A 14820-nucleotide genomic window follows, 5' to 3' on the forward strand; every position below is an offset into this window, starting at 1 on the left:
TCAATTCTTTTTGGCCAAAACATGTCATGGCAGACAGACTGTCAAAAGGAGCGGTTTAATGAATTTAACGGACAAAGACTGGCAGAAAGAACAACAGCGGGTCGATCGCGTCGTCGCCGACATCGACGCGCGCATCACCTCTCTTGAGCAGCAGACCGATCAAGCGAAAACAGAAATCGTGGACATCCGCAAACACTTTTGGGACGATGTAACTGTCAACCTCGATGATGCCATCGAAGCGATAGAAACGTTCACGAGTATTCGGCAGCAAGCTGAAGTGCTTTCGGAAAGAGAGCGCAGTCACGGACAAGCGCACAAGCAACTGACGACGATGCGCCGCCTCAAGCAGTCACCCTATTTCGGGCGCATCGACTTCGTGGCGCACGATGCAGCGATCAGGAGTGCAACCGACGCAGCCACAGCTCACGTGCCAACGGAAGTAGCGGACGAAGCGCACGAAAATACGGCCATTCACCCAGATCAGTCGCTAGGGGATCCGTCGCAAAAGGATTCGTCGCCAGCCGAAACAGCGTTGCACATTCGTTCGACTGCGGCAAAATCGCAAGTAGAGGCGGAACAAATCTACCTCGGAACCGCTTCTTTTTACGATGAAGACAGCGAACAGTTTCTCGTCTACGATTGGCGCGCCCCCGTGTCCAGCTTATATTACGACTACTCGCCAGGGCCTGTGCAATACGAAACGCCTAGCGGCACGGTCAGCGGCAACATGACACTAAAACGGCAGTACATCATCCGCGACGGCCGCATCGCCAGCATGTTTGACACGTCGGTAACGATCGGCGACGAACTGTTGCAAGAAGTACTCGGCAAACAGTCAGATACCCAAATGAAAAGCATCGTCGCTACGATCCAAAAAGAGCAAAACCACATCATTCGCAATGAAAAAAGTCGTCTGTTCATCGTGCAAGGCGCAGCAGGTAGCGGTAAGACGTCAGCCGCGTTGCAGCGAGTCGCCTATTTGCTCTACCGCTACCGCGAGACACTCAAGGCGGAACAAATTGTGCTATTTTCACCGAATGACATGTTCAACAGTTACGTCTCCTCCGTCCTGCCGGAGCTCGGAGAAGAAAACATGCAACAAACGACGTTTCAACAGTATTTACAGTATCGACTCGGCAGTGACTACAAGCTCGAAGATCCGTTCACCCAGCTCGAATACGTCCTCACAGCGATGGATGAGCCTGGTTATGCGGAACGAGTGGCGGGCATTCGCTTTAAAGCGTCGATCGATTTTATGGACACAATCGAAAAATATATCGCTTGGCTCGGGCAAGATGGGATGATCTTCCGCGACATCACCTTCCGCGGCAAAATCCTCATTTCCGCCGCCTACATGAAAAAGCAATTTTACGCCCTCGACGCGTCCATCTCGCTACCGAACCGTATCCAGTTACTCGTAGAAAAGCTGCTCAAAAAGTTGCAGCGCCGCGAATGGATGGAACGAGACGAACAATGGGTGGAAGAAGCGATTGAACTGCTCGACGAAGAGACGTACATGCGCGCCTATCACGAATTGCAACGGAAACGAAAAAAACGTCGTACAACCGACACGTTTGACGATTATGAGCAGGAGAAAAAGTTGCTCGCCTCTTGGGTCGTGGCTAAACAGTTTAAACCGCTGCGCGCCCACGTACGTAAGTTGCGCTTTATCAACATGCACGCCATCTATCGGCAATTGTTTGCAGGTTTTGCCCATCCCGCGTCCGACAGCCCCTTACCACCGAATTGGGCAACTATTTGTGCCCAAACGGTCGCAAAGCTGGACCGCAACGAACTTGCCGCTGAAGATGCAACGCCTTACTTGTATTTACACGAGAGAATTACCGGTTTTCAAACGAACACGACGGTACGGCACGTCTTCGTCGATGAGGCGCAAGACTATTCACCTTTTCAGTTTGCCTTCATCAAACGGTTGTTTCCGCGGAGCAAAATGACGGTACTCGGCGACTTAAACCAAGCAATCTACGCCCATGCTGCCGGCAGCGGCTATGCGCTCCTTTCGTCGCTCTTCGGCAGCGAACAGACAGAAACAGTCCTCTTGACGCGCAGCTACCGTTCCACGCGGCCGATCGTCGAATTTACGCGCGGCATGATTGCGGGCGGTGAAACCATCGAACCGTTTAACCGCGCCGGCAACTTACCGACCGTCACCCGCGTGGCCGACAAAGACGATCGCGTCGCAAAAATCGCCGCCCGCATCCGCACGTTGCAACAAGACGGGCTGGAGACGATCGCCGTCATTTGCAAAACTGCCCGTGAAAGCCGTGAAGCGTACACCGCCCTCCAAGAAAACGGCAGCGTCCCGGTACGGCTAATCGCGCGAGAGACTGCTTCCTTTGAGGCAGGCACGGTGATCATCCCCGCTTACCTCGCCAAGGGCGTAGAATTCGATGCAGTGATCGTTTACGACGCCTCCGAGACGCAGTACGGACGGGAGAACGAACGCAAACTGTTGTACACCGCCTGTACACGGGCGATGCACGAGTTACACCTTTACTACGTCGGCGAGGTGAGTCCGTTTATTGCTTCGCTTTCGCCAGATACTTATGTGGCGGATACTCTTGTGACGAAACCTTCTGCATCGGATCTGCCGGCACACATACGGAAAGCAGCGTTGAAGCTATCGCGAAACGAGCCCCGTGATGAACGGCAAAATGGGGAATGTATTTAATATATAAAGACGGTAGGTCGCCCCTACCGTCTGCTTTGTAAATCACTGCATTTTAGTCAAACGCCTACAGAAAGGTAATGGTAATCTTCCTAACGTTTATGTGTCGTATACGGCAACAGTGACAGATCGATCACTTTCTTACGGTCTGTTAGTGCTGATAACGATACTAATATCACCTCTTTATCTTGTAACGTGATGAAAACGTTAACGTCCCCCTGCATAATTGTCTTTATTGCTGCCTCCGCGAATTGTCGTGCGATCAGTCTTTCATAAACAGTCGGCTTACCGCCCCGTTGAATTTGCCCAAGCACCGTAACCGTCGTCTTTATTCTCGCTCTTTTTGTTATCTCTTCACTTACCCGCTGTGCTGAATCCGCTCCTTCAGCTACGACAATCAAATGGTTGGTAAACCCTTGTGCACGACGTTTGAGCAAATCCTCACACAGGTCATTATAGTCAACGTCCATTTCCGGAACGATAATATATTCCGCGAAGGACGCCCTGCCACCGTGAAGGGCGAGCAGACCGCAATCTCGCCCCATCACTTCTACCACATGTGTCCGGTCGTGAGAAATGGCCGTGTCCCGAATGTTGTCTAAACTATTGCTGATGACATTTAGACTCGTATCAAAACCGATCGCGTAGTCACTTTCATATACATCGTTATCGATCGTGGCCGGGATCCCGATCACGCTAACTCCCATCTCGCTCAAACGCGATGCACCGTGCAATGAACCATTTCCACCTATGACAATTAACACATCTAGGCCCAAAGCTTGAACTTCTGAGACGACCCGTTCCCGTCCGTCAATTGTTTTTAGCGCTTCAGTTCTTCCCGCAAGTAAAAAGCTCCCGCCCAAGTTATAAATGTGTCCAACATCTTTGCTAGTCAAAGTGATATATTCTTTGTTAAAAAAACCGTTAAAACCTCTTAAAATCCCTACGGTTTCATGATCGTACAGTTCATTCGCCTTAACAATTGATTGGATTGCGACATTCATCCCTTGTGCGTCCCCACCAGAAGTCAATACACCAATTTTCACTCACTAGTACACCCTCTACTCATGAATATACCCCAGTTTATACCAAAAATACTCAAGCATTAATCTAAAGGAAAACACTATTATGCGTTCATTCCGTCTCCTCTGTATACTGGTTGTTTAACACTGGAGACTTCGTTTTTATGAACGACGGAATAATTAGAGCCAACAAGAACAGCGCAACAAGCGCATATACGCCTACTTTTCCCACTAGCGAAGCCTTGCCGAACAATATACCAATCACACCGAAATCCGTGTCACCAAAGGTCGTATTCTCAAACCCTAAATCACCGAGAACGGGTAAGAGCATGGCTGGTAAGAAAGAGATCGCCAAACCGTTAATGAAAGCCCCGACGATTGCCCCCCTCCTACCACCTGTAGCGTTACCATAAATGCCAGCAGTTGCCCCGCAGAAGAAATGGGGCACTAATCCCGGAATAATTAACGCTGCCCCAATGCCACCTAAAATGAACATCCCGACAAGGCCACCAATAAAACTTGCGACAAACCCGATGATAACTGCAGTAGGCGCATATGGGAAAAAGACGGCGCAGTCGACGGCGGGAATCGCATTCGGGACAACATTCAACGCTATCCCTTTAAATGCTGGAATCAGTTCAGCAAGGATCATACGTACACCTGCGTAAACAACTGCTACCCCAACACTAAATTTAAGCGCCGCTAGGAAAGAGAAGATGATATAGTTCATGCCGTCAGAAAACTCATCAACAACTTGGGGACCAGCTACTAAAGCAGCGATGATGTAAAAAAACGACATCGTTAGTGCTGTCGATATGGTAGTGTCTCGCAAAAACCCCCAGCGATCCGGAATCTTAATCTTTTCTGTACTCTGTTCTGGCTTCCCGACAAGTTTCCCGACCCAAGCCGATAAATAATAACCGAGACTACCGAAATGACCCATGGCGACTTCGTCTCCGTCTGTTACTTTCAACGTGTATTTCTGGCAAATTGCCGGTGATATTGCGCTATATGCACCTAGTGAGAAACCGCCGATTAAGATTAACTCTGTCCCGGATAACCCTGCAGTTTGCAGTACAGCTGACAGAAGACAAGCCATGAAAAACGTGTGGTGACCGGTTAAAAAAATATATTTGTACTTCGTTAATCGGGCTACAAGAATATTGATGGCAAAACCGAGGACCATAATGAACATCGTCTCTCGGCCTAAAACGGTTTGTGCTACCGATACGATCGCCTCGTTGTTAGGAATAATCCCCTTTAAGTTAAAGCCAGATTCAATCATTTTCCCTAATGGATCTAAGTTACTAACGATAATATCGGCACCTGCACTGAGCATTAAAAACCCTAGTATCGGTTTTAAAGTTCCAACCAATATTTTGTTAAACGATTTCCTTAACGCGATTAGACCAATCATAGACATTAAACCTATAAGAAAAGCCGGTTGGGTCAAAATATCGTTAGCAATTATATTTAGTAACGACATCGTTATTCCTCCCCGTCGAAGATTATAGTGTCTTTAACATTGTCATTCTGACATTTCCTTAATTTTCTCCAAGACATCTTCCTTTACTTTTCTCTTGTTCATGTAGCTCCTAACTGTAACAACTTCCCGTTCATGGAACTGATTGGCAAATTCTTTTACCGTAATGATTAAGTCTGCTGGTTTACCTTGTGCTGCAGCAAAATCACAAGACTCCACCTCCGCAGCAACCCCCTCCTCGTTACAAATCTCTTCGACTGTCATTTTTAACATCAAACTACTACCAATGCCATTTCCACAAACTGTGATAATGTTAAGCATAGTAACTCCCCCCAAAAAGAATTGTTTATAACTAAAATTTGCTGGCTGCGTGAATCGTCCGCAAGATGCTGTCCTTATCCGCCGTCATCAGTATTTTTTTTGTATCGTCGTCTCCGAGTACATGCGCTAATTGTCTTAAGGCATTTAAATGCATTTCCGCATCAACGCTACTTAAACAGACGACGAGTTTCACCGGATCATGTTCTTCGTGGCCAAATGCGATAGGTGTCTTCAGTCGCAACAAACAAAAACCTAGCGCTTTTGCTCCATTTTCGGGACGCGCGTGAGGCATCGCTACGGCTTGATCAATCACGATGTACGGCCCACTTTCCTTTACCATGTTCACCATTGCGTCCACGTATCGGGGCTCGACAAGATTCTGCCCGACAAGCAGCTGTCCTGCTTGGCGGACGGCCTCCTCCCAATTTTGCACTTCGACATCTAACATGATTAACTCCGGCACTAATACTTCTTCCAGCACAGGTCCATTCACCCTTTCTTCTATGCCTGTTTCGTACGATTGATGTAACAGTGTACTGATTTGTTGTCGATCTTGTGCCGTTAAAAACGGATTTACGACAATGTGTGGGATCATCGTTTGATGTATAGGGATTGTGGAAATGATCCAATCGACGTCAGCTTCTCTTAACCATTCATCGGTCAGATTAAACGATGCCCGCGTGTCAACAATATCCAATTCCGGAAAATAACGCCTCAACCGACTCGACAACAACTGCGCCGTTCCAATGCCACTTCCACACACCAATAGCACGCGCGGTTTTTCCTCAATTACAGCTTGCCGCTCGAGAGAAGCCCCAATGTGTATTGCCAGAAAGGCACATTCATGATCGTTAAAGGAAACATTGAAGGCGTTCTCCAACGTGCGTACGCTTACTTTAATAACTTCCACAATGTCGGCGTACCACTTCATTATTTCTTCGCGCAACGGGTTTTCTAAACGTAAATTGTACTTTAAACGGTACAAAGTCGGACGTAGGTGCACGATTAAACCATCCCTTAACTGTTTATCTTGGGACAAATCTGTCCCAAGACGTGCCCCCGTTTCGCGAATAAATTGCCCAACTGCCTTCTGTAGCGAGTGGCGTGCAGGCGACACTTCCTGATTTTCGTGTAACATTTTTGAACCGAGTAAATGCAACGCGATGTAACCGGCCTCGGCTTCGGGAATTTCAAGGTGCAATTCGGACGAGAGGTCTTCAGTGATCGCCATCGAAACAACAAACTCCTCCGTTACGCGCAACTCGTATAACTCCCGCTCCGGCATCGCAATGTTGTAGCCTTTTCGCAAGCGTTGAACCGCAACAGCAATATGAAATACGATTCCATCTAGAGAGAAATCCGTCAGGTCGTAAGGGAGTGGTCGAAGATGAGCCAGCACAATCTCTCGTATGGTCATCAGCTGTCTTTCCGTTAGATCAGTTAAGCGATACACGATCTCATTTAACGTTCTATTACGGTTCGGGTTCGGGATTAGCGCTGCCATGGCCAAACGAATGTCTCGCTCGTTGCCGTGAACACAATATCCTTTGTTGCTAATGTATCGCAAAGTTAAACAATGTTGCTCCAACCACTTTTTTACACTTTTAAAATCATCTGAGATTGTTCGTCGTGTGACATGCAACAATGCAGCAAGCTCCCTCGAATGAACAGGACGATTCGACCTGAATAAAACCCCAAGAATCGTATCACGGCGTTCTGTAGGTGAAAGTACGTTGTAGTATTTTGGTTCCCCAATAAGTCGTAGCAACCTCCACCGACGTTCATCTTCCGGTATAATGACACGCACTCCCCGCTGCTTGTGCCTTTCGCCCCCATATCCACATTGCTCTAAAAAGTATTCAATTTCCTGTAAATCGTAACGAATGCTACGTTCACTCACTCGACATCGCTCAGCGATTTCGCAAACACGTACATATGTGCCGCACTCAATAATCATCCGCAAAATATAGCGCTGTCTTTGGTTGAGCATCACCGTCCACCCCTCATATTTATTGTACGGGAATAATGACTTGCGTAGATGCGAAATAAACCGCCGCGTACAATCGGAAACTTTTCATACCTAATCTTACCTTTCGTCAAATTATCAAGGTACCATTTCTCAAAATAGCCATTACCATCAAAAGGGGACGCAATCAGCTACGACATATGCGACAGAAGAGTTAACCGTAACAAAAGCGATGTTTTTGCTAAACTTGTTAGAGTGGCGTTAATGCGATATACTCGATTTCACTCTCATGTGCCATTATAAGTCATACAGTCATAGTATAAGATTGAGGAGCAAAAAATGGAAAGAACATTTCTCGAACAAGACACGGTTAAAGTAGCAGAACTATTAATCGGCTGTCACCTCGTCAGACAGACAAAAAACGGACTCATCCGCGTGCAAATTACAGAAACAGAAGCGTACAAAGGGAGCGAAGATCCAGCTAGCCACGCCTACCGCGGCATGACGCCGCGAAATCAAGTCATGTTCGGAGAGGTCGGTGTTTTGTATGTTTACTTTATTTACGGCATGCATTTTTGTATGAATATCGTCGCCCACGAACCGGGAGCGGTCGGGGCAGTGCTCATACGAGGGGCCGTTCCGATAGAGGGCATCGAATTAATGCGCACGAATCGCGCAGGTGTTCCGGATAAAGCCCTTCTAAACGGTCCGGCGAAACTGACACAAGCACTTGAAGTTACGAAGGAGCTAAACGGATACGACCTCATTGACGACCCGGAACGGCGGTTAACGTTGGAACTGCCTCCGACCACTTCGCCAGAGTCACGAGATAAGACAAACAAGCTCCCGCAGACGAAAAAAAATCGGCGAACTCCCCGCATCGGCATTTCTTCTGGGACTGAGCTGTTATGGCGTTTCGTCGCTGTCGATTCCGCTACCCGTTGCAAACAGTAGCGGTTTATCCATTAAACTAACGCGCCTTGAACCCCAACGTCGACTCCCGTTTAACAAGACGGACGTCCAGCTCAAGATCCAAGGTATCATCGACTGTTTTCTCGATCAAATGAATCAGTTTATTCGTAGCAACGACACCGATCTCATAAATTGGTTGCTCGACTGTCGTAATTTCTGGCTCGACCATTTCGGTTAATTCTATGCCGTCAAACCCTACAAGTGCCACATCTTTCGGCACATTAATCGCCATTGATTTTAGCGCTTTAAGCGAGCCAATCGCCATTAAATCATTGGCTAAAAATATACCGTCAACGCTCGCATCGTCGTTCAGTAGTTGTTTAGTCATTTTTTTCCCGCTGCTTAGTGTAAAATTACCCTCATAAACAATCGGTTCCTCGTCCGGAAACCACTTCATTACTGTATCGGCGAAACCGCAAATCCGGTCAATCGACGGAGGATAAGATTTAGGGCCACTAATATGGGCAATTTTTTTACAACCGATTTCCAGTAAGTGTTCGGTCGCCAGTTTAGCTCCTTTATAATTGTCTAGACCAATCGAATGAGGCGTTTCGTTGGATGCGGCTCGATCTACACGAACATAAGGAATTTGCAAATCATGTATGCTTTTTAATACATTTTTGTTAAACCGGAAAGCAGCGATGATAAAACCATCGACATATCTGCTCTGTAAACTTTTCCAAAAGTTATTATCTTGCAACTCATCTTCCACTGTGTTAATTAAGATAATGCTATAGCCTTTTGATCTCGCGACCTCATCGATCGCTACAACAAGCTCTGGGAAAAAAGGGTTTTTTATATCTGGAATGATTAAGGCGATAGTATTCGTTTTTTTTCTTGCCAATCCGCGCGCAATTTCGTTAGGTTTATAATCTAATCGCTTCATCACCGCCTTGATTTTCCCTTTGGAAACGTCACTCACATAACCGTTTTTATTCAAATAGCGGGAAACGGTTGCTACTGATACACCAGCCTCTTTCGCAACTTCCCTAATCGTAACCTTTTTTTTCTTCACTTCACGTACCCCTTTTCCAAAGTCAATGACACTTTTGCCAATCGCCGTTTTGCCAACGGGTAAGTAACAACTTCGAACGAAATAAACAACCGAAAAGCTTGGTAAAACGGCATCCTATTCGTTGCAGGTGGTGCCGATTGTTTACCAAGCTCCTCGACTGATCCTTCACCATTTATTCGACAGATCGCCCAGCATCGCTAAGTGAAACCATTCACACGAAAACGTTAAAATGACGCGTTATTTGCCAGCAACAATTAAAGGTCCCGTATATGAAAATGCCGAATGTTTGTTTCACCTTCTGCTAAACAACCGAAACCAAACATGCCGTACTCAAAGCGATCATCCTCACACTCTAGAACGACTTGCCCATTAATGGAAAAAACAAATCGACTTCCCCTACATTCTATATGAAAATAATAGTTTTTTCCATGTTCCCAAGCGAAGGGAACCGTTAGTAGTCTTTCATAGCCAAAATCGTTCTTAATAAGAGAGACTCTCCCGGGACCATCAAAGCCTACTAAATAATGACGTTTAATCCCAAGCGCTCTAAAAATGAGGCAATGACTCTCACCGCTAATCGGTTGGACGTTGGCTGCAATTGAGGCATCTTGCGCATAATAGTTTCCGCTATACGCGGAGCACCCTTCTTTAGGAGCCACACACGTCATATAATCCCCGGTTAGCGACCACTCTCCGAGATTATGAGCGAAAGGCGTTATGCACTTGAACTCCTCAAACTGCTTAGAGAAATCGATCGTGTAATCCGCGTTACCAAATACGTGGAAGTTATCGATGTATAAGCAACCTAACGCCCTGTTCGTCAACGGAGAAGGACTCTGAATAATATAGCCGATTTCATCAATCACGGCACCATCCGTGTCCGGTATGGTAAATGTGATCTTCTGCCACGCTTTATTTTGTAACGTGATAGATTCCGACGTCAAATCCTCTTGCGTGTACGTGTCGCGAACGTACGGTGTGAGAATAATGTCTTCGCCATGCCATTTATCCAAATAAATGTCGGCACTTACCGTTTGTCCACAATATGCCTTCGGTGCAAAAGTCGGCTTATAGCGTTCATCACTAAAATCAAATCTTCTATAGAACGGTTTGTAAAAGACTTTGCTGCGATCCGTTTCTACCATGCGGTCGAACAACACTTCTAACGACCCCGTACTTTCAAAACCGACTTGATCCGAATGGCGGAGCAATGTCTTAAACGAATGATCGGTTCTAAAGCCATGGGTGGAACCAGGAAGTTCAAAATCGAAATAAATGTCATCCCGCTTATATCCGTTTACAAGTGCTGCTGGAGCCTCTGCCCCCGACAAGCGATAGCCCAGCAGCGCAAGTTCTTTGCAAAATGTCGGGATGTCGACGATGTTTAAATAACCCGAGACACTCGATGTCACGATAAAATCGTTGATCGGTTGTCGATAATGATCGGGGATGTGAGCTAGCCCGTACATCACACCAGCAATCGTACCGACGTTACCCGCATTACAATCAGTATCCCATCCACACATCGTCGCAATTTCAATCGTGCGGGCAAAATCGCCAGCTCCGTATAAAAGGGCAAGCACACAAACACCCGCGTTCGGGATAATGTGACACACCCCAGTGTACTTATCGTACCCCCACTCCTCTTCCAAGTATTGCCGACACGCTTTAAAATCGTCTGGCTGTTGCTGGTGAAAGTCGACAACAGCCTGAACGACTTTCGCGTATGTCGAATCCTCGGGAATAGTGCTTAATCCCGCTTCTATCACTTCCAGTATCGAATGGGTTGCAAATGCCTTAGAAATACATGCGGCCATAAATCTCGCACCGTAAAGGCCGTTCTTGTCGTGAGAAACACTTGCTGCCTTCTCCGCGTACTCAGCCGCTTTGTGTATGTTGTTAGGAAATAGTAGTCCCCACGTATCGATAAAGATTTGGCCGCCAATTTGTTCTGCCATCACGAGCCCGTTAACTTCCGCTGATCCCGACTTCGGGGCTGGGATCCCGCGCGTCAAGTTTATGTACGCTGTATGTTCAGTACTAACACCTTCCCCACCCCACCAAAAAATTCCGATTCCGTGCCGTGCGTAGTTGAGCCATGCGTTACCGACGTCGGCCGCTTCAAGCTCGCGATCACTGGCATCGTCATACAGGGCGCGTATAAAAAACACCGGACCATTTGCATCGTCGTCAGCAGCGAAATTTTTATACTCCTTGACATAACCGCGAATATCTCCGTAGATTTGTTCAATACGTTTATCCGTCCAGACAGGCGGCTCGACAGGCGCGCCAAGGCGAATCCCTGCATTCATCCCTAAAAAACCGGCATAAATCGTTTCTAAATAATTGTTCGGTATCAATGAAGTCCCTCCATTTTAATCTATAACACTTAAATGCTGTTTCCGCTCGTCGTTCAGCTCTAAATCATCGGTAATGATTTTTTTCGCCACTTGCGAGAAGCGAGTAGCAAGCTCGCTAAAGGCTATTCGGTTCGTCGCCTCTAGTAAAGCCACGTGCGCTTTCTCAATAACTCGGTCACCGTACATCGCTCCTAAAATAACACCAATCATTACTCCAATCGAATCGGTATCCCTACCAGAATTAATGCCATCTAACAGCGATTGATAGTAATCGCCGTCGTTTAAAACAATAAAAGCGAGTGCCATCGGTAATTCTTCAATCGAAAACAAACGGCTTGGCGTGTAATGATTGGAGGGAATCCCGATCTTATCCACCTGTCGATGAACATCGTCCCCCATGGGTGAGTATTGAGCGATTACCTGATGAAAAGTCTTGACGACACGGTCCATGTCGTGTTTAACCGACCGCAGTTCTCGTGCGGCATCCGTTAGTGCCTTTATCGCTTGTTTTGTACCGTCCTTGGCGTAATAAATCGCGGTATCGACAATGTCATCAACGGTTACATGTTGTTGAAATGCCTTGGCCACACAGGCGGCGAGGACACCCGCAGCCTCCAGCCCGTAACTACTTTGGTGGCCCATCGCAAACAAAATCGCTTCGTCGTACGCCGCTTTCGGATGACCAGCGTTGACGACTCCTACAGGAGCTATATACATTGCCGCACCACAGTTAATCATATTGCCGATCCCCGCTTCGCGCGGTTCACAGTTAGCCAAAACATGGCGTGTAAAAATGTGTTTTTCTGGATAGAACAGTCGGTCGATAATGAGTGCTTCTCTCCCGAACTCTGGAATGTACGTCTTTTTAAACGCAATTTCCTTCACAAATGCATTCCCGAGATCGTAGGCGTCCAAGTGTCGCCGTTCCTTCAGATAGACATTGATGAGGGCGATCGTCATCAATGTATCGTCTGTCACGATGCCGTTGCCGCGCTGTTTTCCTTGCGTCACCTCGAATGGCTCGTTCGCTTTATACCATTCAGTAGTAAGTGTCTCTACTCGCGTATACCGTTCTTTTATTTGTTCGTAACTTAATTTTTCGACGGGGGCGCCAAGTGCATCCCCTAAAGCGGTGGATAAAATGACGCCCTTTACTCGTTCTTCAAAAGAAAGCAATGCGACAGTCCCCTTTGTTATTTTTCATTGACAAAATCCGTAATCTGCTCGCCACCGGCTTGTTTCCATTCGTCGACAAACTTATCGAAATCATCGATCGGGCGTTTGCCAGTAATCATGTCCGTTGCATATTCTTTATACAAGTTGTCAATCGCATCCTTACTGGCAACCAATTCTTCCGGAATAATCACGTTGTTATTTTCACTGTAATGCTTTTGCACTAATTTTTGCGACTCAGTAGCCGGCTCACTGAGTAACGGTGTTTTTAGCGGTTTTTCTGGATCAAACGCCTTAGGCTCCCAGAAGCGCGAGTACCACTCGTTGTAATATTTTTCATCTAGTGCGATCTCACCGTCTACTACTTTGTAGTGCTCCCCTTCAAACCCTAAGCGGTCAAACATTTGCCCCTTCGGACTGGCCAAATAGTCCAAGATCTTGAAGGCAATCTCTTTGTGCTCCGATTGCGACGAAATCGCAATCCCTCTCGCTTCTTTCGTCACGTCGGTCGGTCCGTAGCCTTGCCCTTCCCCTTTGGCCGGTGGAAGGACGACTAACTCCGCATCCTTACCATTCACTTGTTTCATTTTCCCGTTGTAAATGTCGATAACTTTACCAGCTGTTCCTACGATGACCGCTGCTTCGCCATCGTAAAATGCCTTTTCCTTTGTGTCCCATTTTTTCGTAATATACTGCGGATCAATCAAGCCTTCTTTATACAACTTATTGTAGAAGGTTAATTTCTCCTTCTCTTTTTCCGAAACCTTCGCGTATTCTAAAGTGCCGTCTTTCTTTTTCAGCCAGTCTTTATCAATCCCGAAGGCCATGTCAAAAATATAGTCTAACTCGGCAATATCACCTGCTGCCGTAAACGCATACTTCGGATTCTTACTGTCTCCCGAAGAATGTAAGATGTAAGGGTGTTCTTTTTCGTAAAACGTATGAGCGGCAACGCTCGTCGGGCTACATTTTCGAAGCGGATTCAACGACTTTACGGTAAAGTAACCGTCCCCTATTTTTCCCAAAATACTATCTTTCGTCGTTCCAGGTTCAGCACAAAGTGCACCACACTCTAAAATTTTCCCTAAGTGATAGGATAGGGCTAAATCTTTCTTATGATAAACGCCAATCGCTGCAAATGGTGAGGGATCATATGCCCTGCCACAAACAATAATGTCGCTTCCGTTTTCCAGCGCTTCCAAAATTGGCTCGTGGCCCATTTGCGCGACGATATTTTCCGTCTCCAAGATGATAGCTTCCGTAAGCGGCTTTACATTAGGGGACAACGGTTTTATTTTCCCTCGCTTGTTAGCTTCAACTATGTACTCCTTCTCAAAGTCAGTCCAAATGACAGCAATCTTTGCCTTTAAGTCTGCTTCGTGTAGTATTTCTTTTACAATACCAAGTGTCCAGTCCACATGCGGTTTGGCACCTGCCCCACCTGCTGAACCGATCACTATCGGGATTTTTCTCGGCAGGCCGTTTTGTATAATGACCTCCAGGTCCTTTTTTGTCGCCCTTCGACTGACGATTGGCACACCTGCACCTAATTTATGCGGACCAGCATCCGTAGAGCCAGCGTCAACGACAATGCCGTGAAGGTTTTCTTTTAAGCCTCTCATAAAAGATTCAACCGGAAACCCGTAACCTAACATACCGCACGGAGATAAAATATTGATTTCGTTGTACATTTACATCCCTCAATTTGTCCATATTATATTGATCTATTGGACGTACCATCTGGAACGATCGATGACTTCCTTAAATTAAGGCGCCAACCGATCCACTCATACGTATTAATTATTCAGTTAAATAGTAA

At 46.7% G+C, this 14820-nt stretch carries 10 protein-coding genes and 1 pseudogene; 2 read left to right on the forward strand and 9 right to left on the reverse strand.

All coding sequences use genetic code 11. The features are described 5' to 3' along the window. The first annotated feature begins 58 nt into the window (after positions 1–58). Positions 59–2692 carry an RNA polymerase recycling motor HelD gene (gene helD / locus BN1247_RS10540; protein ID WP_074011119.1) on the forward strand — a complete coding sequence of 878 codons (2634 nt, stop codon included), beginning with the start codon at positions 59–61 and terminating at the stop codon, positions 2690–2692. An 89-nt stretch (positions 2693–2781) separates the two neighbouring features. Here helD and BN1247_RS10545 read toward each other — a convergent pair whose 3' ends face one another. The 5 genes and pseudogenes from BN1247_RS10545 to BN1247_RS18585 all read right to left on the reverse strand — a co-directional run. Continuing rightward, positions 2782–3735 (reverse strand): ATP-dependent 6-phosphofructokinase, encoded by a 954-nt coding sequence (locus tag BN1247_RS10545; protein WP_054950351.1) that lies wholly within the window; start codon positions 3733–3735, stop codon positions 2782–2784. Positions 3736–3823: 88 nt separating this feature from the next. Further along, on the reverse strand, positions 3824–5197 hold the full coding sequence (locus BN1247_RS10550) for a PTS ascorbate transporter subunit IIC (protein ID WP_054950352.1): 1374 nt from the start codon (positions 5195–5197) through the stop codon (positions 3824–3826). A 42-nt stretch (positions 5198–5239) separates the two neighbouring features. Then, positions 5240–5515: a PTS sugar transporter subunit IIB gene (locus BN1247_RS10555; RefSeq protein WP_054950353.1), complete on the reverse strand. Its 276-nt coding sequence runs from the start codon at positions 5513–5515 to the stop codon at positions 5240–5242. Positions 5516–5546: 31 nt separating this feature from the next. Continuing rightward, complete coding sequence (locus BN1247_RS10560) at positions 5547–7019, reverse strand: BglG family transcription antiterminator (RefSeq protein WP_231633249.1); 1473 nt, start codon at positions 7017–7019, stop codon at positions 5547–5549. Further along, positions 7020–7505 (reverse strand): annotated as a pseudogene (locus BN1247_RS18585) (HTH domain-containing protein); the annotation flags it as partial. A 315-nt stretch (positions 7506–7820) separates the two neighbouring features. Between BN1247_RS18585 and BN1247_RS10565 the strand changes: the two are divergent. Continuing rightward, positions 7821–8435: a DNA-3-methyladenine glycosylase gene (locus BN1247_RS10565; protein ID WP_054950355.1), complete on the forward strand. Its 615-nt coding sequence runs from the start codon at positions 7821–7823 to the stop codon at positions 8433–8435. A gap of 16 nt (positions 8436–8451) precedes the next feature. On the opposite strand, the gene BN1247_RS10570 is transcribed toward BN1247_RS10565, so the two are convergent. The 4 genes from BN1247_RS10570 to BN1247_RS18200 form a co-directional block, all read right to left on the reverse strand. Next, the gene (locus BN1247_RS10570) at positions 8452–9468 is read right to left on the reverse strand and encodes a LacI family DNA-binding transcriptional regulator (RefSeq protein WP_054950356.1); all 1017 of its coding nucleotides are present in this window, start codon (positions 9466–9468) and stop codon (positions 8452–8454) included. Positions 9469–9722: 254 nt separating this feature from the next. Continuing rightward, entirely contained in the window at positions 9723–11828 is a 2106-nt protein-coding gene (locus BN1247_RS10575) for an ADP-ribosylglycohydrolase family protein (protein WP_054950357.1), read from the reverse strand. 15 nt (positions 11829–11843) lie between these two features. Then, on the reverse strand, positions 11844–13004 hold the full coding sequence (locus BN1247_RS10580; protein ID WP_054950358.1) for an ADP-ribosylglycohydrolase family protein: 1161 nt from the start codon (positions 13002–13004) through the stop codon (positions 11844–11846). A gap of 17 nt (positions 13005–13021) precedes the next feature. Next, on the reverse strand, positions 13022–14692 hold the full coding sequence (locus BN1247_RS18200; RefSeq protein WP_082415896.1) for an extracellular solute-binding protein: 1671 nt from the start codon (positions 14690–14692) through the stop codon (positions 13022–13024). Positions 14693–14820: the final 128 nt, after the last annotated feature.

The sequence above is a fragment of the Numidum massiliense genome (assembly GCF_001375555.1).
In the GTDB taxonomy this organism is placed as follows: domain Bacteria; phylum Bacillota; class Bacilli; order Thermoactinomycetales; family Novibacillaceae; genus Numidum; species Numidum massiliense.